Genomic DNA, 20,890 nt, shown 5'->3' with positions numbered 1-20,890 from the left:
GTCGCCTGCGCCGCACTGAGAGCAGATCCACGTTCCGCGTCCATCCTTGTCGTCGAAGCGGAATCGGTCTTTGCCGCCGTTGCAGAGAGGGCAAGGCCCATGTCGGCCCGACAGGCTGCGAGGCGAAAGGCCAACGGCCGACAGGATGCCCGGCCAACGGCCGAGCGCTTTATCCTTGAGCGGGGTACGATCACGCAGCATGGCGCACCTCCCGCTTCAGTTTCTCCTGTTTCTTCGCCCAACGGATTTGATCGGCTCGAAGCGCTCGCAAGAATGCTTCATCCGGCTCGATCAGCGTTGAGTTCAGGCCACGGGGCCAGACGCCAAACTTCGCCTTGTACTTGGCGACCGCGAACTTCTCGCTCTTCCCATGGGCGCGCTGGTAGGCGAGCGCCATCGAATAGAACGCTTGTTTCTCCTCTGGTGTCGCCTCGGCCTTCTTTGCCCGCCTGCCATTCAGCTGAACGAGTTCACCGGCCTTTTCTTCGATCGGCGATTGGCGTTCGGGCATGAAACCACACGATGGGCACTGATGGACGCCGGCCGGCTTGAGATACGAGCACGATGGGCATTCCTTTGGCTTTGGCGGCTCTTTCTCGGCCGAAGCGCCGCCGCCTGTCTGATGCTTTCCCAGATCAAGATTTTTGTGATGGATATCCGTCACGAAACCGAGGCGCAGCGTCGTGTCCGAATGGTCGAGGATCAGGCAATGGTCCTTCCCTTCGGCAGTGCGAAGACCGCGGCCGATGATCTGGGTGAACAGCATCTCAGACTTGGTTGGCCTGGCCAGGATGATGCAGCGGACATCCCAGTCGACACCCGTTGTCAGGCATCCGACATTGCAGATGACCCTGAGTTGGCCCTCGGCGAGACGTTGGCCCATCCGCGTGCGCTCGTCTCCCGGTGTGTTCGCGTCGACATAGCCGCACGGCACGCCGGCCGCCTCGAACTCGTTCGCGAGCTTGCGGGCATGGGCGCGATCGACAGCGAAGCAAAGCGTCGGACGCTCCTCGCCAAGGCGAAGCCAGGTCGAGACGACATCGGCGACCAGGGTCGGCTGCCTCATGACATCCGACAACTGGCCCTCGTGATAATCCCCGGCCACCGTCCGCACCTTCGACAGGTCTGGATGCGAGGGCGCGAAGACCTTGAAGGGTGAAAGGAAGCCGCCGTCGATAAGTTCGCCAATGCGCGCGGCAACCAGCAAGTCGTCGTAGTGCTTGCCAAGTCCCTTCGTCCAAGGCGTCGCCGAGAGCCCGATGAACGGTACGCGCCGCCAATCGCCGTCAGCCATCCACTCGCCGACGAACTGAAACCACTGATGGGCTTCGTCGATGACGACGAGGTCTGCCTTCGGGAGCTTTCGACGCATCAGCGTCTGGATTGAGGCCACCTGAACCGGCTGCGTGCCGTCGGTCAACGGATGCTGCCCCTGCATGACGCCCACGCAGTGGATGCCTTGCTCATAGAACCGCCCAACGGTCTGATCGACGAGCGAGATCGATGGGACGGTGAACAAGACGCGATTGCCTTTGGCGCGTGCGCCCTCGACGATCGATGCCGCCAGAAGCGTCTTTCCGAAGCCGGTCGGAGCCTGAACCATCGGCCGCCGCTTGCCCGAGCCAAGGGACGAACGCAGCATGTCGAGAGCACGCGTCTGATGGGGGTGGAGGGTGAACTTCATAGCTCGCCTCCCACGCTGCCATTGACGACCGCGAGCCCTAGAGCCCTACCTTCTACGTTAGAGACCTTCCTCCCTTGGCTAAGACTTCCACGTAGTGGATGTGACTGTGATTGTGATTGCGATCCCATTGCGATCGCATTGCGATGGCCCCAACGCTTGGCATTGCCCTTCGCGCCTGCCTCGGCACGGCGATCGTATTTGTGCTTTGCCTCCGCGAGTTCGCGATCAATGCGACCGTGCTGCCAGCCATCCTGAAAGAATGCACTGAGGACTGAGCGATTGCGCTTCCACTCAGCAGCCGACATCCTGGCGATCTGCGCAAGCTGCGCGTCGTCGTCCGGCAGGCCGCCTTTCCGCCAATAATGCAGAATGAGAAGCAGGTAGGCGCCGTGCTGAGCGGCATTGAGATGAGCGGTATCGGCGAGATAGTCGCCGACGTAGAGGGGCATCCAGGCGCGAGCGTTCATTTGCCCACCTCCGCCCAGAGTACATCCATCTTGTCGGAGAGCGTCGATACCCAACCCGCCAGCGACGACCGCTGTTGCCCGGCGCTTTCAATGAGATCGGCGTTCGAGAGCGCTGTCATCTCCTCGGCAAGTTTGCAGAAGCGAGGGAAGAGCGCGGCATTCTCTCCAGTGGTGGAGCTAACACGTTTAGCGCGCGACACCCGGGCTTCGAGATCGCGCCGGACCCGCTCGACCTGCTCTTCAGGAGCGCATCGCTTGAGTTCATCCAGATATCGACCGGTGTCCAGACGAGAGTGCCGCACAAGGTCATGAGCGGCAGCAACGACCTTCTCGCCGCGCTCGGCGTCGCGCTGGACCTTGCGCTCGGACTGCCCGGTCGCGGCTGCGGTGTTAGCAGTGAAGCGCTCGGCTATATCGTCGCCAACTTGGCGACGAGTTTGATTGTTGCGCCCGCCGCCGCCCTCAGACGTTGGGCGAGTCTCTGGGTGAAGCTCCTCGTAAATCGACTTTCGCCGCGCCGTCTGGCGAGCCCTGTCGGACGGAGACAATTCCGCCCGGCAGAGGTTTTCGTCGATCATCGCCAGTTCGGCATGGAGATCGTCGTCATCAACGATGACAGCCGGTATTTCTCGCCAGTCTAGGCTATCGACAGCCGCATACCGATGCGAGCCGGCAATCAGTTCGTACCGCCCGCCCACGCGACGGACGCGGATAGGGTTGATCAGACCAACAGCCTCGATCGATTCAGCAAGATTGGTGATCGTATCGCCGTCCGGAATCCTGCAATCTGCCCGGCGGTCAATGCTATCAATGGGAATACGGGTGATCTGGCTCATGCTCGACCTCCCTTCTCCACCCAGGCGGGAATGTCTGGGTTCACGGTCCGCATTCCAGATGCGAATTCGCGATAGGCCGGCCGCTCAGAGATCCAGTCTTTGAACCAAGTGAAGCGGAATGGACGCAGCCATTCGATGCCGGCTTCAGACCATTGGTCGTGTGTGGTCAGTGCGTAGAATGCCGCCGCTTCAAGGCAGTCGATTTCTGCTTCACAAAGATGCTCGATCGCCGACGTGAGAAGGATGGACATGCTAAGCGCGTGGACCGTATGGAACACGTCTGCATCGGAAGCGACGTCCCACTCGGCTGCCTTTTCCGCGTTGTCGCGCAGCACTTCGAGCAATGCGCACGAACGGCTCGCCCAATCAGGCTGATCGAGAACGAGCGATACCCAATTCTCCTTCACCTCATTGATCTTGGCGTCGTTGGGAATGTCGAAGTATGCGGGCTTTTCGGGGCGCTCCAGCCGTAATCTCGGGACTTTGCGCCCCCCATGTTTGAGAAAAACGTCGAACGCTACGCGCCCTTTCTCTTTCCACGCACCCGAGATTTCGGCGAAGCACCGTTCGCGCGCCTTGGGGTCGTGAATGCCCGCAATGTCCATGCAGCCATCGAAATCGTGAGCGAAATCATCTGGCATGCCATCGACCTGAAAGACGGCGATCGGCTTTCCATAAGGACCAGGGATGTATCCGAGAGGACTGCTCATCGGGTTGCCCTCCCGTGGATGCGGCCGGAGACATGCTCGGCGATGCAACGGGCAACGGCGTCGCCAATATCACCACGGCGACGGATCGCTGCGGCTTGCTGTTCGAGGGGAGAAGGGCTATTTTCTGAAGCGTCGCGGCCAAACGACGAATTCAGAGACCCGGTGGGCACAGCCACGTGCCGCCGGGCTTCGTTATTCAGGTGCATGTAATTACGCTGCCTCCCTCGTTTCGAGGACCGGCAGAGAGTCGAGCCACGCCTGTGCATCAGTCATGGTAACGACAGACTTTCGACCAAGCTTGCGAACAAGCAGGCGGCCTGCATTCACTTCATTGTAGAATTTGGAACGACCAATCGAAGCCCATGCGCAGAACTCGTCTACCGTGAGCGCACCGCGCGATACAGATTCACTTCGCATCTCTTTCTCCGTTCGCCACCAACCGTTGGTGTCGCGAAGAAAGATGCGGTTTGAAATTCACGCGGTCATTATATGCGGTCCGATTTTCTCCGCACGTTAACCGCGCGATTTCCGCACAATTTAAGTATCAAGCCTGCAGAGCCGATTTTAAGCTAGATTTTCGCCCTGGTTTGGCCCAGTCATATTGTGGGAACTCAGCTTGTACCTCTTTCAACAAGGACCTCGCTGTATCCCTAGAAAGACCATATCGATACCCTAATTCATCCGCCTGCTTGACTGTAGGTCTGAGAGATTCAATTGCTTCTTTTGATTGCCAGCGGACTATTTTCTTTCGGAATTCCGCCTTGAATTGCTTTTCCTTCTGCTTTCGTTCCGCCAGAGATGCTGAAGGTGCGGGCTGAGATAATTGGCCCAGAGGCGCTTTTATTTCGTTGACTGGCTGTGAGCTAATTGCTGGCCATATCCGCATGATGTCTCTCGCGGAAATCCGAAAAGCGGTAAGATCAAAGTGAGCCTTTTGCCGATCCTCCGATTCAAGGCAGATTCCATGCAAAATCGCTCGATAATCTGGTTCTCCTTGAAAGCTAACATGCGCATGGTCGAAGGCAGCGGCTGGCACGTTCTTTCCAAAGGCCCGCACCTCCAAGAGTCCTCCCGAAAGCGCATTTAGGAGCTGCTTTGAACTACTGTCCTTAGGCAATAAAAGATTGCGGCTGTCGCAGATAAGCAAAAAAGTGTCTGGAGAATGCTCACGTGTGCTTCCTGCTTTCACGGCACCTAAGTCACGCGTTGCAATCCAAATAAGGGCCTGATCAACATCCCAGAACGGCTCCAAATCTAGCGGAAGAGCGGAGGGCATAGATTGCATGCTCTGGGTGGTCGTATTCGCTGATCGATTCTGCTTCTTGTGGTTCCCCTCTTTCAGGTCGCCCTTGTCGACTTCGTCAATCCATTTCTCGACCGTGTGTCGATCGAACACGAAGCGGCTGTAATGGCTTTGCCCATTCAAGGGTAGCTCCGCGATACCAGTCGCGATTGCGATATCTGCGAATAGACTGCGCCAATAAGCGGGGGTCAGAACGGCGTCAGCGCCGTCGTAGGCACGAGCAATGACTTGGCCTCGGCAGAGTGCGTCACGTAGACGCCTTAAAGCATTCTGCATCAACTCTGCAATCTCGGCGCATCGCGCTAATGCGGCGTCAAACTCCGGTTTATGTGATGTTGAAAATTCATAATCAGCGCTGGAGATATAAGCCTGAAACTGGCTCAATTCGCCCTTATTCCCTACGCTTAGTCTATTTCGCAATAAATAGGCGTAAGCGATATTCACCACTTCTTCTCGTGTGATCTTCTTTCGAGAAATATCGTCGGCATGGTCGTGCAGAATAAGCGCGCCAACTGCGGTATGGAGTTCGATACGATCGGGCGGAAGATAATTGATCATCGCGTACGCCTCGCGATAGCGCCATAACAGGAGCACAGGGAAATCGAGGGCGTACTCGACTTATCAGCTGGCCGGCCTATCCCTGCGCATTATGAGAATTGGTATGTCGTTGCATGGACACAAGAGGCCAACAGTGGGCAGAGAAGGATATCCACCAGTCTTGAGAGTTATTCCCACTTTTCTGATCGGAACCTTTAGGGTTGAGCGATAAGGAATGCTGTCCACGCTTCCATAAGCTCCCGCCTTTTCTGCAAAGCATCTCCTCGGCGGTATGCGCGCTCTGTAGCATCGCCGACCGCATGAGCAAGCGCCTGCTCTGCGACTTCCCGCGCAAAGCTCGTTTCTTCTCCCGCCCAATCGCGAAAGCTCGAACGAAAGCCGTGAACAGTCACGTCGACCTTCAAGCGGCGAAGCAGCATATCCATTGCCATGACACTGAGCGGCCGGCCGCGCTTCTGTCCGGGAAATACCAAGTCACCAATTCGAGTGTCATGAAGGTTTTGAAGGATCTGCAATGCGGGCTTGGTCAATGGCACGCGGTGCTCTCGACCCGCTTTCATGCGTACGGCTGGGATCGACCATATGGCGTTGTCGAAATCGATCTCCGCCCAGACTGCTTCACGAGTTTCGCCAGAGCGCGCGGCCGTGAGGATCGTGAACTCCAATGCGCGAGCGGCTACCGCCTCCGACTGGCGCAGGCGTTTCATGAAGGACGGGACGGCGTCGTATGGCATTGCCGCGTGATGGCCGCGCGATAGGCGTTGGCGCGCAGGGAGGATGTTCTTCAGATGGCCGCGCCACAAAGCGGGGTTCTCGCCGGACCGCCAGCCTTTGACTTTCGCATAGTCCAAAACCCGTTCAATTCGTCCACGGAGCCGGGATGCCGTTTCCGGTTTGCTTGTCCAGATCGGCGTCAAAACAGAAAGCACGTCGTTGGTATCGATCTCCGATACCCTCTTGCGACGGATCGGCTCGCAATAGGTTGTGAGCGTCATGCGCCATTGCGCTCGATGCTTATCGTTTCGCCAGCTGCTCTCCATCGACGCCAGGAAGCGGTCAACGCATTCCGCGAATGATGGCTCTGCCTCCTTCTGGCGCTCGGAAAGAGGATCGCGATCTTCCGAAATCGCCTCTCTGGCACCGGCCGCCGCCCGGCGCGCCTTTGCGAGCGAGACGGCGGGGTATGAGCCAAGCCCCATTTCCCTACGCTTGCCGGACGCCGTCCACATAAACACCCAGGACTTCGTGCCGGCCTTCGCGACATTCAGATATAGGCCGCCGCCATCGGAATGACGCCCAACCTTGAGCTTCGTCGAGGCCGTCCCCTTCTCTGTCAGCTTGTGTAGGGCTCTTGCCATTTTCCCCACTTTCTTCCCCACTTTGCGATGGGGATATTAGCGGACGACGATGGACGTCGAAAGACAGAAGGGGAATGAAAGTCCTGCATATTAGGGGCAGCAGAGGGCGGCAGCGGATAAAGGCAAACGCCAGTTTGGCGGACTTCCTCTCCGCCACTGAAATCAAGTCATTGTATTTGTTGGCTTTTCTTTATTCCATTCGAAGCCTGTATCCAATTTGTATCCGATCGAAATACGCTTCAAGAGCATTCTACGATCGCGAGATTCGTCTCCCCAGACCCTCATTCCTGACAATGGAATCATACGCGATTGATGGGACGGTTCGGCTTTACCTCCATCATTATGATGTTTGAGGCCGGCACTACGGATTTTCGATCGCATCCCCTGCAACGGACCACGAACGACATTCGATGCCGCATCGCTTCGGCGGCAGCGACAAAAGATTTACATTCTGCGCTTGTTAGGTCGGTCTCGTATCATCGGTACTCGCACTTGTGCTGCGCCCAGCTGGTCGGAGTCTACACGGGTCTTCCAGACTAGGTTTAGGCTCCTTCTGGAACCATCGCCGTCCGAACCGTTCAGCCCTTTCCGTAAGGGCTCATAACGAATTATTATTACCCAGGGGTACATTGCTCGTCTTGTTTCCGTATGGCAGTATCAAGCGCGCATGGACAATAAAAATCCAATTTTTATTGATTCTGGTGGAGTAACGACCGCTTGATTCGATGCGCGGAAATTTTAAAGTGGTCGCTCTTCGTATTCGTCTTGGTGGGCACTTCTGAAGGAGGCATAAGTGGAAGTAAGAGGATCTGCAGGAAACGATCCGCTCATCGGTACAGCTGACGATGACGATTTCTTCTCGTCAGGCGGAAGCGATACGATAAACGGACTGGAGGGTTTCGACGTCATTTTCTATGATGACAACCCGAGAGGCATAACGGTAAATTATACGTCTGACGTGGTACGGCAGATCACATTGGGGACTGTAGAGAAAGGTGATGGCCAAGTTGACACCTTTGAGAACCTCGAAGGTCTCTACGGCACACCCTTCGACGACGTCTTCATACATACAGAATTTGGTCAGCCACGCTTTCGTGGAAATGACGGCGCTGATACTTACACCGGAAGTGAGCAAGCGGTGGACGAGATCGACTTTGTTCTCGACCCAGCCGGCGTGACTGTCGATTTAGCTGCCGGTACCGCTACCGATGGCTTTGGCAACGCTGAAACCATGACTTCGATCGAGCGTGTACGTGGATCACAATTCGACGATGTTATTACCGGTAACGAATCGGCCAACCGCATAAGAAGCCTCGACGGCAACGACATCATCAATACCGGGGGAGGGAACGACTCGGGTAGTCCTGGCATGGGAGATGATACCGTAGACGGCGGTGAAGGGATCGACGAATTCAATACAGACGTCGAATACGCGAGCGCCACGATCACGATTGGCGGGCTGGGAAACGCGACCACCGTCGAGTCTTCTGAAGGGTTTGACACCTTTGTGAATGTTGAGCGCCTGAGCTTCAGCGACGGCATTTTGCTGCTGGATGTTGGTGCTGAGGAGAACACTGGCTTTGTTTATCGAATCTACCAGTCGGCTTTCGGGCGCACCCCGGACGTTGAGGGTCTTGCCTTCTGGCTAGGTGAGATCGACAATGGGACGTCCAAAGAAGACATCGCTGATGGCATCATTGCTGCTTCTGAGTTCGCGGATAGATACGGGACAAATGTAAACAACATGGCATTCGTCGACCTTCTGTACCAGAACGTGCTTGGACGTTCCGGGGAAGACGCCGGCGTATCTTTCTGGGTTTCCGCGCTGGAAAGCGGTAATCTGTCGCGTGACGATACCCTCGTATTATTCGCGGACAGTTCCGAAACAATCGATCTGGTGGGGTCGGTTTTGGGAGATGGCCTGTTTATCAGCTACGAACAGTTTGCCTAATCCTCTCACGGCAAATGACTATCTAACCTCCTACCGGGGTGGCAAACACCGCCCCGGGATTTGCCATCAGTGGAAACATGAGACTCATCGTGCCGCTAAAACGAAGGCTGGGAGTAACTTCCACAATCGCTATCTTCAGCGAGCATGACCGCTTGATTGAAGTTGGCGATATCTATGATTACGTCGTCTATGACGTTACAAGGTGTGAGCCAGCATCTAAGAAAATAACTGATCAGCGAGCTTAAGCGCCAATAATAACGACAGCTTGGACGATCTTAGAGATCGAGGGAACCGGCCTCTCTCTGCTGTGATCCAAGAAAGGGTTTGCCGTATTTATTCAGTATCGCCTCCTTAATAGTCCTGCAGAGGCACAGAGAGCGGCATATAACTTTTGCATAGTAAAAGAAAGATTATACAAGCGCCCGTCTATGGGCTTCTATGTGCTTTCTAGTGCTATTCGTGCTTTCATCCCCTTCGCGATCTTGGCAATCGTCGTACGGCTAGCCTTCGTACTGTTTTAAATATCGGTGTAGCTCATGCCGTTTCGACGTATTCGAGCAATGACTTCATTACGCTTTGTGTCCTCAGGTCACCCCTCGTATCGGCCTTCCGTCTTCGTCTTCACAATACTCTGTTCCTAACACCTACGACGATACTCGTAATCCTTCCCGGCTACAGCGGGGTACATATCGAGAAGCATTCCATTGATCGCTTCCACCATACGGGCCGTGTAGCTCTGAGAAGGTTTCAAAACCTCGGAAGCCTCCATGGATCCGATAACCAGCTCGCTGCCCATGTGGGGTCATATCCCTGTATCGAGCTGCTGAGGCTTCATGATCTTATCAAAAAGCAAGGCGCGGGAAATGGGCACACTCTTAATAGTTAAGCGCTACCTTTTGAGTATATCGAGCTTTGCCGACCTAAAATGGTCATTGCTTGCATGGTCATTGGACGTCTCTGCCCTTAATCGCTCAGGGAAAATGGCGCTCAGCGCCTGGATTTGTTCGCCAGGGCGCGATCCCAGGCGTCTTGCGGAATGAAGAGTGGGCGGCCGCCGGCGACCGTATCCAACTGCTCGTCGGACAGAGGCCCTTCATTCTTTGCGGACTGTCCCTGCGCAGTGGGCTCGGCGCCGGCGGTTCGGTTTTCAGACCGGCCTTCTTCGGGGGCTGCAAAAACACTCGCAATGTGTTCGCTCATCGATACGATGCTCCTGTGTTTCCAAGGGGTGGCAAGGCGGTTCGTCAAAGGCCGAAAAGCTTCAAGGTGCCGGGGATGAGCGTTGCCTGGTAGCCTAGATTGGCCGCCATCTTCGCGTCCGAAATCGCGGACTCGCCTATATCGCGGGCAGTCCAGACGAATATATCGCCGAACAGACTTCCCCCCGCGACTGCTTCGAGCTCCGCCTCGGAAAGGTGATCTTCCCCAGCTTCGGTATGCCTTGCCGCTTCGATATCTTCCATCGTGAACGCGAAGCCCCTGAGGCGTGCGAAGTCGATCAGGCTCTCGATGGCCTCCCTTTCGCTCTTTCCGGCGGTCGCAGCCGCCAGAGCTTCGGTCATCGCTTCGTCGTTGCTTAGGGCAGTCTTGAATTCGTGCATTGCGGTAGTCGTCATGTCGTTCGCACCATTTCGTTCGTCGTGGACCGGTCCGGTTGCCGGTTTGTTGGGTGGCAGCCGTGAGCTCGCAGGCAGGCTTACGAGTCGGCGTCAGGCACCATGCCGTTCAGGAAACCGCTGGCGGCTCCCGTCGTCGTACCGACAACGCCCCCCATGACAGCGCCTACGAGGGCGCCCGTGATGCCGGGCATCAGCATTTGTGTCAGACTGGGGCGCGGACCGAACAGCAATCCTGCGCCCGAAACCGCGGCAAGGTCGTCGTCGCTCAGGGCGCCGTCGCCATCGGCCGACTGCTGGAAGGCCAAGACATCGTCGGCGGTCACCTCGAACCCGCGCTGCTGCGCGAAAGTCGTGAATACCTCGGGAACGTCACTTTCCTCTCGGCCTTCCAATGCCACGGCCAGGTCCCGAGCCATGGCCTCGTCGGACCGAACGGCGTTGGCGAAGTCGTTCATCGCATGTGTGGTCATCGTGTTGTCTCCTTTGGTTTGGACGGCAGGACGCCAAGTGCCGGAGCGTTGCCGGTCGGTCCTGCCGCGATCGTGCGAATTGCTTTGGGTATCCCCATCGGGCGGACTTGCCTTACTGGAAGAACGGGTTGCCGGATCGTCGCTCCTCACGCACGGTTCTGAAGAGCCCGTCGACTGCGAGCTTGCTGAAGAGGGGGATCGAATTGAAAAGCGTGCCGGCCGAGACCGCTTCGAGCTGATCGTCCGAAAGGGCCCGGCCATGCTCGCTCGCTTCGGTCATCGCCTCGACGTCGAGCGCGCTCACGCCAAAGCCGTGCGCCTCTGCATAGTCCGCGAAAGCCTTGGCGGCTTCTTTGCCGTATTTGCCCCGCAGCGCGGCGCTCAGCCCTTCAGCCAGACTGTCGTCGTTCCGCACCGACTCGGCGAAGTCGTTCATGTCTTGCATAGCCATCATCGTTTTCCTGCTATCGAGCCTTCGGCTTCGGTGCCGTGAGGCCTTAGAAGATCTTGCGGAAGTCGCTGACGAGACCGCCAGCCCAGTCGAGGATGGGGTCGTAGGGGGTTCTGCCGCCGAGCCCCATTGGGCCGCCGCTGAAGGTGCCGCCTGCGACGGCGTCGAGGTGGTCGTCGGCCAGGGTGCCTTCGTGGTCGGCGGCGGCTTGCCGAGTGGCCTCGAGATCGCTCGCGGTCACGTCGAAGCCCCGTTGCCGGGCAAAGGCCGAGAAAGCGTCCTGTGCCTCGCTTTCCGCCTTGCCATTGAGCGTTGCGGCCAGCTCACGGCCCATCTCATCGTCCGCGCGTACGGCCGCGGCAAAGCCGCTCATTCCTTCGATGCTCATCGAAGCGTTCCCCTTCGTTCGGTTTCCTTGATTTCCGATGCTCGTCGGGCCGATTGACGAAGCGCGTTGCCAAGGCACCGCTTCGGCCGCCGTCGGCGTTGCCGCGGCCCATCCTGCCGCGCACATGGCGAAGCTTGCTTGCGTTCCATCGGGTCGGTGGCCCGTCGATGGCTCCGCGGTTCATCTCTTGTTAGACGTTCCGCTCGCCGAAGAGAGTGTCCGCTCCCACCACAGCCATTTTCCAGTACACGACCCCGACGAAGCCTATGGAATCGAACAGCCCCGCGCCCGACACGGCCTCGAGATCCTCGTCGGACAGGGCGCCTTCGCTCTCTGCTTGGCGCCGCAGTTTCGCCAGGTCTTGCGCCGTGACATCGAAACCGTGCTGCCGGGCATAGTCCGCGAAAGCCTCTCTGGCCTCGTCGTCCTCCTTCTGGCCGACCGCAGCGACGAGGCCTTTGGCCATGTCCGCGTCGGTTCGCATCGCATCGGCGAAGTCGTTGAGTGCATGCATGCTCATCGAGGTGTTTTCCTTCGTTGGGTTCACTTGGTTTTTCGATCTGCGTCTGGCCGATTGGCGCAATGCGTCCCCGAGGGCACGGCTTCGCCCGCCGTTGGCATGGCTGCGGTCCATTCGACCGTGCCCAAGGCGAGGCTTACTTCCGATCCAGTAGGCCCCTGACCCCGTAGGAGGCTGCACTGTTCATATCTTGGACAACATTCCGTCCGCTGAAGAGGGCGTTCTGTCCTGCCGACACCGTGCTCAAGCAAACGCTCCCGATGTCGCCGACGAAATCGAACAGGCCTGCGCCTGACACGGTCTCCAGCTCGTCGTCGGACAGGGTGCCTTCGCTCTCTGCTGGGCGCCGCAGTTTCGCCAGGTCTTGCGCGGTGATCTCGAAACCGTGCTGCCGGGCATAGGCCGCGAAAGCCTCGGTGGCCTCGCCGTCCTGCTTCTGGCCGACCGCAGTAACGAGACCCTTGGCCATATCCGCGTCGGCGCGCATCGCATCCGCGAAATCGTTGAGTGCTTGCATGCTCATCGAACCGTCTCCTTCGTTTGGTTCTTCTGGTTTTCCGATTCTCGTCAGGCGAGCTGACGCAGCGCGATCTCGCGGAACGGGCCGTCCCGCGCGATCAGATCTTCGTAGGTTCCGGTCTGGACGATCCGGCCGGCCTCGACGACGTGGATACGGTCCGCATGGCGCACCGTGCTCAGCCGATGAGCGATGACGATGCGTGTCGCGTTCATGTGCGACAGGCTCTCCGAGACGATCGCCTGGGTGCGGTTGTCGAGGGCCGAGGTCGCCTCGTCCATCAGCAGGATGCGCGGCTTGCGCACGATCGCCCGGGCGATCATCAGGCGTTGGCGCTGCCCGCCCGACAACCCTCCGCCGCCTTCCGAGAGCATGGTGTGCATGCCCATCGGCATCGCCTTCACGTCGTCCTCGAAGCCGGCCATGCGCGCGGCTTCCCAGGCGACCAATTCCGGCAGCGGCGCGGAGCCGACGATGTTTTCGTGGATCGAACCGGGCAGCAGCGTACCGCGCTGGAGCACCACGCCGAGTTGCCGGCGCACCGCCTTCAAATCGAGATGGGTCAGGTCGTGGCCGTCATAGACGACCGAGCCGGATTCGGGCGTCTCGAAGCCCAAAAACATGCGGAAGATCGTCGATTTGCCCGAACCCGAGGGGCCGACCAGGGCGACGAACTCTCCCGGCTCGACCGTGAGGTCCACCCGGTCGAGGACCGGGGGACCGTCCTCATGGTAGCGGAAGGACACGTCGCGCAGCGCGATACGGCCGCTGAGGGCACCGGGATCGCGGCGGGCCGGGTCGACCTCGGGCTGGGCCTCCATGATCGGCTTCATGTTCTCGTAGATCGGCACGGCGGCGATGGAAACCGACAAGGCGCCGACCAGGCCGAGCATCGCGCTTTGGAACTGACCAAAGGCAATGGTGAAGGCGGCGAAATCGCCGATCGAGATCGCCCGGCCACCAAGTCCGATCACAGCGAAGAACAAGAGGCTGGCGACGATCGGCAGGGCCCCGTTCACCGTCGTGGTGACATTGGCTACGGTGGCGGCGCGGTAGCGCTGCAGGCGCTGCTCGCCGAAGCTTCGCAGCCAGCGGGCATAGACGCGGTTCTCGGCGCCCGAGAGCCGGATCTTCTGGATCCCGAACAGGATCTGCAGCACGAAGCTGGAGACGGCGCCGTCGGCCTTGACGAGGGTGCGCTCGTAGCGCAGCTGCCACCAGGTGAGGGTGAACAGGACGATCATCGCGGTGCCCGTGAAGGCGAAAGCAGCGAAGGCTAGGACCGGATCGTAAAAGAGCATGATCGCGAAGTTCATGACGGAAAAGACCGCCGCCAGCGCCGAATTGGCCGCCGTGTCGGATACGGCTTGGCGCAGCTGGCTCGGCGCCATCGCCTTAATCATCAGTTCGCCGACCTGATAGCGCCGGTAGAAGCTCAAGGGCAGTCGCAACAGGCGATCCCAGACGGCTGCCTGCAGGCTGCCGTCGGCGAAGGCTTCGGCGCGCATGAGCGCCACCGCGCGCACCATCTGGAAGAGAGCCGAGCCGAGCGCGACCATCACCAGGCCGAGGGAGAAATGGACGAGCCGCTCGGTTTCGGCAAAGGGCACGATCTCGTTCATGATCTGCCCGGTGATCATCGGCGTGAAGAGGCCGATGAGAGCGGCGACGAGAGCCATGGCCATCGCCCAGCGCATGTCGGCGCGTGCCGGGGTCGAGACGATGTGGCGCACCAGGTCCCAAGGGCTGAGGCAGCGCCAGGGAAGCGGCCTGAAGATCACCACGCCCTCGGGTGCGAGCTTGGAAGCTTCTTCGGCACCCGCCTTCGTCCGCTGGTGGGTCACCGGGTCGACGATCGCGAAATTGCCGGGGCCGCGCCGCAGGACTGCCTTGAGGGTTCCGTTTTCGCCAAGGGCGATGAAGCCGCTTCCGTCGCGCCGCCACCAATCGTCTGCGAGCCGGAAGCGCCGCGAGCGAAGGCTCGACAGCCGGATCGCTTCGTCGATATCGGCCGCCGCATCGCCGAACTGTGTCACGGACGACGGTATCGCGACGTCGATACGCTCCGCGGCGCAGAGCAGGCGAAGAGCTTCGACGGCCGGATTGGCGGAGATGCTCGGCCGGCTTTGTATCTCGTTCGTCCGTCCGTCCATGAGGGCGGGCAACGCGGCGAGAGCGCCGCCGACGAGGCCCTGTTCGCGCGCTCGACGTTCGAGACCACGCTCGACCTCGGCGGCCGCCGATGAAGCGAGGTTCGATCCAAGACGGGTCAGGAGCTCCCGCATAAGCCGGTCGAGAATGTCCCAGCCATGTAGGGATAGGGCCGCGGCCGTATCCAGAACCGCCAAACGGGCCCCTTCTTCGACCGCAAGGGCGCGTTTCGGTCCGATGGCATGAAGCGCTTCTGCCCGCTCGCCGCCCGGGCGTGTCACCGCGGCCCAGGCCAGGTGGTCGGCAGCGACCACGCGATCGCCGAGCAAGGTCTCCACGTCGCCCGGACGCACGATCCAGGCCGTCGTGGCGGATTCCTCGGGCGCGGCGGCCCGGATCATCGCTTCGAGCGCCGCATCGAGATCGCCATGCTCCACCGTGGCGCGATCCTTCCTCGCCATCGTTTCGACTTCCACGGTCCCGATACCCACCGCGACAAGCCGCTGACCGGCGATCGGCTCGGCCGGCAGCGCCACGGCATCGTTCTTGTCGAGAGCGGCGATGCAGCGCCTGCTTCCTGTCGGCTCGCCTGCGGCATCGGTCAGTTCGAGGAAGAGGTTCACGCGTCCCGATACGACCCGGATGAGGCCGAGGGGCGGTGCCGGGACCAGAGGCGTCCGTCCATCGATCGTTCGGGTGACGACGCGCGGCTTCTCGGTTTCGACGGGCGTGGCGGCAAGGGCGGTGGCGGTTCTGAACATCGCCTTACTCCTCCGCGATCAGGCGTGCATAGGCGCCGTTCAGAGCCATCAGCTCATCATGGCTGCCGCGCTCGATGACCTGGCCGCGCTCCAGCACCAGGATCTCGTCGGCATCGCGGATGGTCGAAAGCCGGTGGGCGACGATCAGACAGGTGCAGCCGCGGCGCCTGATATGTTCGTCGATCGCCTTTTCGGTCGTCGGGTCGAGGGCACTGGTGGCCTCGTCGAGAATCAGGATGCTCGGATCGCCGGACAGGGCGCGAGCGATCTCGAGCCGTTGGGCCTGGCCGCCGCTGAAATTGCCGGCGCCTTCCTCGACCACCGCTTCGAGGGCGCCGCCGCGGGCCGAGACGACGTCGAGAATCTCCGCGTCGCGCAGGCCCTCGATCAGGGCCGCGTCGGGAACCGTCGCGTCCCAGGTGCTGAGATTGTCGCGCACGGTGCCGCCGAACAGCACGATCTCCTGGCTGACCGAGGCGATGGAGCCGGTGAGCGTGTCGACCGGAATTTGCGGCAGCGGCACGCCGTCGAACAGGATCTCGCCGGACCACGGCCGGTAGAGACCGCTGACCAGCTTGGCGACGGTCGACTTGCCGCTGCCGGAACCGCCGACCAGGGCCACGCGGGCGCCGGGACGCAGCGTCAGGTCGAAGTTCTCGATCAGGGGCGCTTCCAACGGCGTGTAGCCGAAGGTGACGGATTTGAGTTCGATGCGGCCCGACAGGCGCGAGGGTGCCCGCGGATCGTCCTCACCTTCGTAGCGTGGGTCGCGGGCATAACCGAACACGTCGTCGGAGCGCGAAAGGTCCGCACCTAGTTCTTGCACGCTACCGCCAACGGCGACGAGGCTCTGGACGGGCGCCATGAAGTTCTGGACGAGCGCCTGGAAGGCGATCAGCGTGCCGATCGTCATGGACCCTTCCATGATCCGGTAACCGCCGAAACCGAGGATCGCGGCCAGCGTCAACCCGTCGAGAAGCGGCGGCAGGGCGCTCGCCGTTACCCCGTAGCTGCCCAGCCGGCGCAGATTGTTGAGGTGCTTGGCCTGAAAACCGGCCCAGCGTTCGAAATAGTCGTCGTCGGTGCCGGTGGCCTTCAGCGTCTCGATCGCTTGGATGCCGGTCACCGATGCCGCCTGGAAGCGGCCGAAATCCTGCTGCATGCGCGCGCTCGCATCGGCGCGGCGGCGCGACAGGGCGCGGAAGACGAAAATGTTGACGGCCGACAGGCCGAGAGCCACCAGCGTCAGCCGCCAGTCGAAGGAGGCCATGACCACGACGTAGAACGCGACGGTAATCATGTTCGCCAGGCTCTCGCCGAGTTGCTCGGCCACCGAACGTGCGATCCGGTCGTTGGCGTCGATGCGATAGGAGATGTCGCCGGCGTGGCGCTGGCTGAAGAAGGGCAGGGGCAACCGCATCAGGTGCCAGACGAAGCGCGCCGATTCCGCCAGCGCCAGCTTGGTCTCCATACGCAGCAGCAGGCGCTGGCGAAGCCAGGTGAGCAGAGCCGAAACGACCGCCGTCACGGCCATCGCGGCGAGCAGGGGGCGCAGCCAGTCGGAATTGCCGCGGATCAGGATCTCGTCGATGAAGATCTTGGAAAAACCCGGCACGAGAAGACCTGGCACGACCAGCGTCAGGCTGATCAACACCGCCAGAGTGATGGAACTCCGGACGAGCCCAGCGCGCGGGGCCAACCGTTTGAGAACCCCCGGCGGAGCCGGGTCCATCTGGAAGGCTTCGCCGGGCTCGATCTCCAGCATGACGCCGGTGAAGGCTTCGTCGAACGCCTCCACGCTGACCGTTCGAGGGCCCATGGCGGGGTCGTTCAGATAGACTCGCCCGTTGCGCGTTCCTTCGACCACAAGGAAATGGTTGAAATTCCAGAAGGCGATGAAGGGTTTGGCGGCGGCGAGCGCCGTGTCGACCCCGGCCTTGCGGCCATTGGTCTTGAAGCCGTAGCCGCGCGCCGCGACCAGGACGTTCTTCGCCTTGGAACCGTCCCGAGACACCCCGCAGGCGGCGCGCACTTCGTCGAGAGGACGCCACTTGCCGTGATAGGCCATCAGGATCGTCAGGGCCGCGGCGCCGCATTCCACCGCTTCCATCTGCAGGACGGTCGGGGTCCTGACCCGCCAGTTCTTGGGTTTGCCGAGGGCCTGTGTCACGGCCGGCCTCCGAGCATCGCACGCAGGAAGGGCAGGATCAAAGTGACGGGCGCCTCCTCGCGCACGGTGATGGTAGCCGCCACTAAAGTTCCGGTCTCGACCTCGAAGGCGGGACCCGTCCCGCCCGTCCAGGCAAAGCCCGAAGGGGTCGAGGGATCGCGCGTCAGATCGGCGCGTACCACGATGGGCGGCCCGTCGCGGGAGAAGTCCTGGACCAGGCGCTCGTTGTGCAGCATTGCCTGGATCGCCGAACTCGACATCGGCAGTTCGGAAACGCTCTCAACGGTCGCCAGGATGGTGCCGACTTCCTCCTTTTTGACGACGGAAGGCTCCACATGGACCGCATAGCCTTCGTCGATCCGCTTGCCTTCGCGGGGACTGACGAAGAGCAGGGCGTCTTCGTTCGAGCCGGTCTGGGCGATGCGCACGACTGGCGTGCCGGCGGCGACGACGTCGCCGAGCGAGGCCGAGACCTCGGTCACCACGCCGGTGACCGGAGCATCCACCGTATGGGTGAGCTTGACGAGCTGCTTCAAGTCCTCGACCTTGTCCCGCGCGGCCTCGACCTCCTTCTGCTGGGCGACCACCTGCTTGCGCCAGTCCTCGCGCAATCGGCTCGCCGCAACGTCGATGTCGAGGCCGGCATAGCGAAACTCGGACATCTGTTCCCGAACCTTCGCCAGTTCGTTCTCGACTTCGGCGACCCTGATCTTTTCGATATAGCCTCGACGCAGAAGCCCGCGCATTCCGACGAGTCGCTCTTGGAGCACGTCCGCCCGATGCTTCCCATTCGCGAGCTTTTCGGCGATGCCCTTGCGTCGCTTGGCGTCGAAGGCTTCGTTATGGGCAATGTTCTTGTTGCGTTGACGCTGCAACTCCTCCAGACGGCCTTCGGCATGGGCAAGAGCGTCCTTGGCCCGCACCAGCTGAGCCTCGCTGACATCCTGCTTCAGCAGCGCGACGGGCTGACCCTTCTCGACCCGGCTACCGACCCTGACGAGAAACTCCATCAATTGGCCATTGCCCTCGGCTGCGGCCGAGAAGATTTCGCTGTCGTGGCTCAAGAGAATGCCGTCGGCGCTGATCCGGGTCGGAACGCTGCCCAAGAACCCCCATGCCACCGCGGCCGCGACGACAGCGGTCGCCGCGCCGTAGGCGATCCAATGCCGCGGAGCGGCGGCGACGAGCGCCTCGTCCAGACGCTCGGGCGACGAGAGGCGCTTCAGGGCTTCTTGGCGGAAAATGGACATTGAGGGTCAGATGCTCCCGGCCTTCGACGGATGCATCGACGATAGGAACACAGGTCCTAGGAAGGTCCTTCCTTGATTTTGCAGGATGTCCCTGGAACTGTGCCAAGCGTCCCGGATCGGGCCTCGCCTGGGCGATCGCGACGAATTCGCTATGCCGAAATAAAAGTCGAATTTTTCGCTCGGCCTTCGAAGAAAGGCGCAGGATTCACCGACTGATAAGATTCCACTCCTAGGGTTTCCAGGATCTGCCTTCTTGGCGGACATGCGAATGACATGCCCGACATTCGAAATGGAGCGCACCGTAGGATGAAGCCCAGGACCGATACGATCATCCTGGCGGCCAAGATCACCGTAGGTCCCCTGAGATCTTTGGAGGTTCCGCGTTGAACGCTCGGCCAACGCAAACGAGCGGCGCGCAAACGCCTTTGCCGCATGCTGTCTTCTCGGTGCGGGACGTGTCGCCGAAAGAGCGGTTCGGCGCCTGGAAGGAAAGCATTTCCTGCATTTTCGACGTGGAGACCGAACGCGAGGCGCGCCGACGCGATTTCGATGCCCAGGTGGAAGCATCGCTCCTGGGGGATCTGATGCTGGCGCGTACCACGAGCCTCGGGCAGTCCTGGACACGATCCGCATCGACCATCGCCCGTGACGGTATGGATCACTACATGATTCAGCTGTTTGTCGAGGGTGGCATGGAAGCCGACCATCGGCATGGCAACGCCTCGATCGGGGATCGGTCGCTCGTCGTCTTCGACCTGTCGCAGGAAGTCATAAGCCAGACCTCGGACTTTACCAATCTGTCGCTGATCATACCCCGGCAGGCTTTGGCAAGGAGCCTGAACCGGCCGGACGATCAGCATATGCGCTCGCTCCGGGGGGACGATCCACTGGTCGGACTATTGTTCCAGCACATGCTTTCGCTGGAAAAGATGAGAGGCGCGATCTCCATCCCGCAGGCACAGGAGATCAGCACGGCGACCGTTGCATTGACAGCGGCTTGTCTCAACGGATCGGCATCGGACGACGCTGGCGATCAAGAGGGCTTCGAAACGGCCCGGATCATTGGGGTCAAACGTTTGATCGAGGCCAATCTCGACGATTTCGATCTGAACGCCGCGCGTATTGCTCACATGGCCGGCCTTTCGCGCACGAAGCTCTATTCGCTGTTCGAGCCTCTTGGAGGCGTGACGGCCTATCTGCGTGAGCGGCGATTGCGCCGGGCGTTGTCCAGCCTGACCGCGCCGCGCAACCGCTACAAGGCGATTTCCGAGATCGCCGCCACGTGCGGGTTTGCTAACGAGAGCGCCTTCAGCCGGGCCTTCCGGCAGCGTTTCGACTGCTCGCCGAGCGAAATGCGTCGCCGAGACGTTGGCGCGCCGATGACGTCGCATTTCGAAACGCTGAAGGGCCGCCGCTACGAACACTGGCTCCATCACCTCTGACGAATAGCGGGTCGCCGCGCGTCTTGCTTGCTTCTCCTGAACTGCGCTTGGCTAAGCGGTTTGCGACTACAGTCCCCGTTCGAGTTCCCGAAGAAGCCGGAAACGCAGCCTGCCCGTATTGCCTGGGAGGGAAATAACAAAGGGTACGGCTCCATGCCTGGACGTCTGAGCATACCCCGCCAGCCGTCCGCACGCCATCGATCGTGCCGGTCTTGTACCGTGAGCCTCGCTTTGTTTCTCGCAGGAGCCCGGCATGGGGCTCGAAGTCCGCCAGCAATCGGACA

General features: G+C 60.4%; 18 protein-coding genes and 1 pseudogene. 2 read left to right on the top strand and 17 right to left on the bottom strand.

Annotation, left to right across the window (positions count from 1 at the left end):
* Positions 1-6: 6 nt before the first annotated feature.
* The 7 genes and pseudogenes from B9A15_RS23860 to B9A15_RS13785 form a co-directional block, all read right to left on the bottom strand.
* Positions 7-201, bottom strand: a pseudogene (locus B9A15_RS23860) (primase-helicase zinc-binding domain-containing protein); the annotation flags it as partial.
* Positions 191-1,684 (bottom strand): DEAD/DEAH box helicase, encoded by a 1,494-nt coding sequence (locus B9A15_RS13815; RefSeq protein WP_084410730.1) that lies wholly within the window; start codon positions 1,682-1,684, stop codon positions 191-193. The gene B9A15_RS13815 and the pseudogene B9A15_RS23860, both read right to left, overlap by 11 nt.
* Positions 1,681-2,151 (bottom strand): YdaU family protein, encoded by a 471-nt coding sequence (locus B9A15_RS13810; protein WP_084410728.1) that lies wholly within the window; start codon positions 2,149-2,151, stop codon positions 1,681-1,683. Before B9A15_RS13810 ends, B9A15_RS13815 begins: the two co-directional genes overlap by 4 nt.
* Positions 2,148-2,987 carry a ParB/RepB/Spo0J family partition protein gene (locus B9A15_RS13805; RefSeq protein WP_084410726.1) on the bottom strand — a complete coding sequence of 280 codons (840 nt, stop codon included), beginning with the start codon at positions 2,985-2,987 and terminating at the stop codon, positions 2,148-2,150. The genes B9A15_RS13810 and B9A15_RS13805 overlap by 4 nt, the downstream gene beginning before the upstream one ends.
* Positions 2,984-3,697 carry a hypothetical protein gene (locus B9A15_RS13800; RefSeq protein ID WP_084410724.1) on the bottom strand — a complete coding sequence of 238 codons (714 nt, stop codon included), beginning with the start codon at positions 3,695-3,697 and terminating at the stop codon, positions 2,984-2,986. The genes B9A15_RS13805 and B9A15_RS13800 overlap by 4 nt, the downstream gene beginning before the upstream one ends.
* Positions 3,698-4,241: 544 nt before the next feature.
* On the bottom strand, positions 4,242-5,558 hold the full coding sequence (locus tag B9A15_RS13790; RefSeq protein ID WP_139798387.1) for a hypothetical protein: 1,317 nt from the start codon (positions 5,556-5,558) through the stop codon (positions 4,242-4,244).
* Positions 5,559-5,752: 194 nt separating this feature from the next.
* Entirely contained in the window at positions 5,753-6,916 is a 1,164-nt protein-coding gene (locus B9A15_RS13785; RefSeq protein ID WP_084410718.1) for a tyrosine-type recombinase/integrase, read from the bottom strand.
* A 793-nt stretch (positions 6,917-7,709) separates the two neighbouring features.
* Between B9A15_RS13785 and B9A15_RS23025 the strand changes: the two genes are divergently transcribed.
* Complete coding sequence (locus tag B9A15_RS23025; protein ID WP_084410716.1) at positions 7,710-8,867, top strand: DUF4214 domain-containing protein; 1,158 nt, start codon at positions 7,710-7,712, stop codon at positions 8,865-8,867.
* A gap of 987 nt (positions 8,868-9,854) precedes the next feature.
* On the opposite strand, the gene B9A15_RS13775 is transcribed toward B9A15_RS23025, so the two are convergent.
* From B9A15_RS13775 to B9A15_RS13730, 10 genes are all read right to left on the bottom strand, one after another.
* Positions 9,855-10,067 (bottom strand): hypothetical protein, encoded by a 213-nt coding sequence (locus tag B9A15_RS13775; protein ID WP_084410714.1) that lies wholly within the window; start codon positions 10,065-10,067, stop codon positions 9,855-9,857.
* A gap of 44 nt (positions 10,068-10,111) precedes the next feature.
* Positions 10,112-10,483 carry a Nif11-like leader peptide family RiPP precursor gene (locus B9A15_RS13770; RefSeq protein WP_139798384.1) on the bottom strand — a complete coding sequence of 124 codons (372 nt, stop codon included), beginning with the start codon at positions 10,481-10,483 and terminating at the stop codon, positions 10,112-10,114.
* Positions 10,484-10,563: 80 nt separating this feature from the next.
* On the bottom strand, positions 10,564-10,956 hold the full coding sequence (locus B9A15_RS13765) for a hypothetical protein (RefSeq protein WP_139798383.1): 393 nt from the start codon (positions 10,954-10,956) through the stop codon (positions 10,564-10,566).
* Positions 10,957-11,068: 112 nt separating this feature from the next.
* Positions 11,069-11,410: a hypothetical protein gene (locus B9A15_RS13760; protein WP_139798382.1), complete on the bottom strand. Its 342-nt coding sequence runs from the start codon at positions 11,408-11,410 to the stop codon at positions 11,069-11,071.
* Between the two features lie 43 nt (positions 11,411-11,453).
* Positions 11,454-11,795, bottom strand: a complete 342-nt coding sequence (locus B9A15_RS13755) for a Nif11-like leader peptide family natural product precursor (RefSeq protein WP_170923297.1) — start codon at positions 11,793-11,795, stop codon at positions 11,454-11,456.
* 190 nt (positions 11,796-11,985) lie between these two features.
* Entirely contained in the window at positions 11,986-12,429 is a 444-nt protein-coding gene (locus B9A15_RS13750; protein ID WP_084410704.1) for a Nif11-like leader peptide family RiPP precursor, read from the bottom strand.
* Between the two features lie 22 nt (positions 12,430-12,451).
* Positions 12,452-12,838, bottom strand: a complete 387-nt coding sequence (locus tag B9A15_RS13745; RefSeq protein ID WP_084410702.1) for a Nif11-like leader peptide family RiPP precursor — start codon at positions 12,836-12,838, stop codon at positions 12,452-12,454.
* A 44-nt stretch (positions 12,839-12,882) separates the two neighbouring features.
* Positions 12,883-15,744, bottom strand: coding sequence for an NHLP bacteriocin export ABC transporter permease/ATPase subunit (locus B9A15_RS13740; RefSeq protein WP_084410700.1), 2,862 nt, complete (start codon positions 15,742-15,744; stop codon positions 12,883-12,885).
* 4 nt (positions 15,745-15,748) lie between these two features.
* Positions 15,749-17,914: an NHLP family bacteriocin export ABC transporter peptidase/permease/ATPase subunit gene (locus tag B9A15_RS13735; RefSeq protein WP_244556953.1), complete on the bottom strand. Its 2,166-nt coding sequence runs from the start codon at positions 17,912-17,914 to the stop codon at positions 15,749-15,751.
* A complete protein-coding gene (locus B9A15_RS13730) occupies positions 17,911-19,164 on the bottom strand; it encodes an NHLP bacteriocin system secretion protein (RefSeq protein ID WP_084410696.1) in 1,254 nt (417 codons plus the stop codon). The genes B9A15_RS13735 and B9A15_RS13730 overlap by 4 nt, the downstream gene beginning before the upstream one ends.
* A gap of 425 nt (positions 19,165-19,589) precedes the next feature.
* Between B9A15_RS13730 and B9A15_RS13725 the strand changes: the two genes are divergently transcribed.
* A complete protein-coding gene (locus tag B9A15_RS13725; protein WP_139798381.1) occupies positions 19,590-20,606 on the top strand; it encodes a helix-turn-helix domain-containing protein in 1,017 nt (338 codons plus the stop codon).
* The last annotated feature ends 284 nt before the right edge of the window (positions 20,607-20,890 follow it).

The organism is Fulvimarina manganoxydans (genome assembly GCF_900176465.1).
Lineage (GTDB): Bacteria > Pseudomonadota > Alphaproteobacteria > Rhizobiales > Rhizobiaceae > Fulvimarina > Fulvimarina manganoxydans.
Note: the sequence above shows the minus strand (reverse complement) of the source record. Positions and strands in the feature narration are given on the sequence as shown.

Coding starts and splice junctions, on each gene's coding strand:
- B9A15_RS13815 (WP_084410730.1), bottom strand. CDS start 1,684: ATGAAGTTCACCCTCCACCCCCATCAGACGCGTGCTCTCGACATGCTG.
- B9A15_RS13790 (WP_139798387.1), bottom strand. CDS start 5,558: ATGATCAATTATCTTCCGCCCGATCGTATCGAACTCCATACCGCAGTT.
- B9A15_RS13745 (WP_084410702.1), bottom strand. CDS start 12,838: ATGAGCATGCAAGCACTCAACGATTTCGCGGATGCGATGCGCGCCGAC.
- B9A15_RS13730 (WP_084410696.1), bottom strand. CDS start 19,164: ATGTCCATTTTCCGCCAAGAAGCCCTGAAGCGCCTCTCGTCGCCCGAG.
- B9A15_RS13785 (WP_084410718.1), bottom strand. CDS start 6,916: ATGGCAAGAGCCCTACACAAGCTGACAGAGAAGGGGACGGCCTCGACG.
- B9A15_RS13740 (WP_084410700.1), bottom strand. CDS start 15,744: ATGTTCAGAACCGCCACCGCCCTTGCCGCCACGCCCGTCGAAACCGAG.
- B9A15_RS13775 (WP_084410714.1), bottom strand. CDS start 10,067: ATGAGCGAACACATTGCGAGTGTTTTTGCAGCCCCCGAAGAAGGCCGG.
- B9A15_RS13750 (WP_084410704.1), bottom strand. CDS start 12,429: ATGGACCGCAGCCATGCCAACGGCGGGCGAAGCCGTGCCCTCGGGGAC.
- B9A15_RS13765 (WP_139798383.1), bottom strand. CDS start 10,956: ATGACCACACATGCGATGAACGACTTCGCCAACGCCGTTCGGTCCGAC.
- B9A15_RS13810 (WP_084410728.1), bottom strand. CDS start 2,151: ATGAACGCTCGCGCCTGGATGCCCCTCTACGTCGGCGACTATCTCGCC.
- B9A15_RS13760 (WP_139798382.1), bottom strand. CDS start 11,410: ATGATGGCTATGCAAGACATGAACGACTTCGCCGAGTCGGTGCGGAAC.
- B9A15_RS13805 (WP_084410726.1), bottom strand. CDS start 2,987: ATGAGCCAGATCACCCGTATTCCCATTGATAGCATTGACCGCCGGGCA.
- B9A15_RS13800 (WP_084410724.1), bottom strand. CDS start 3,697: ATGAGCAGTCCTCTCGGATACATCCCTGGTCCTTATGGAAAGCCGATC.
- B9A15_RS13755 (WP_170923297.1), bottom strand. CDS start 11,795: ATGAGCATCGAAGGAATGAGCGGCTTTGCCGCGGCCGTACGCGCGGAC.
- B9A15_RS13770 (WP_139798384.1), bottom strand. CDS start 10,483: ATGACGACTACCGCAATGCACGAATTCAAGACTGCCCTAAGCAACGAC.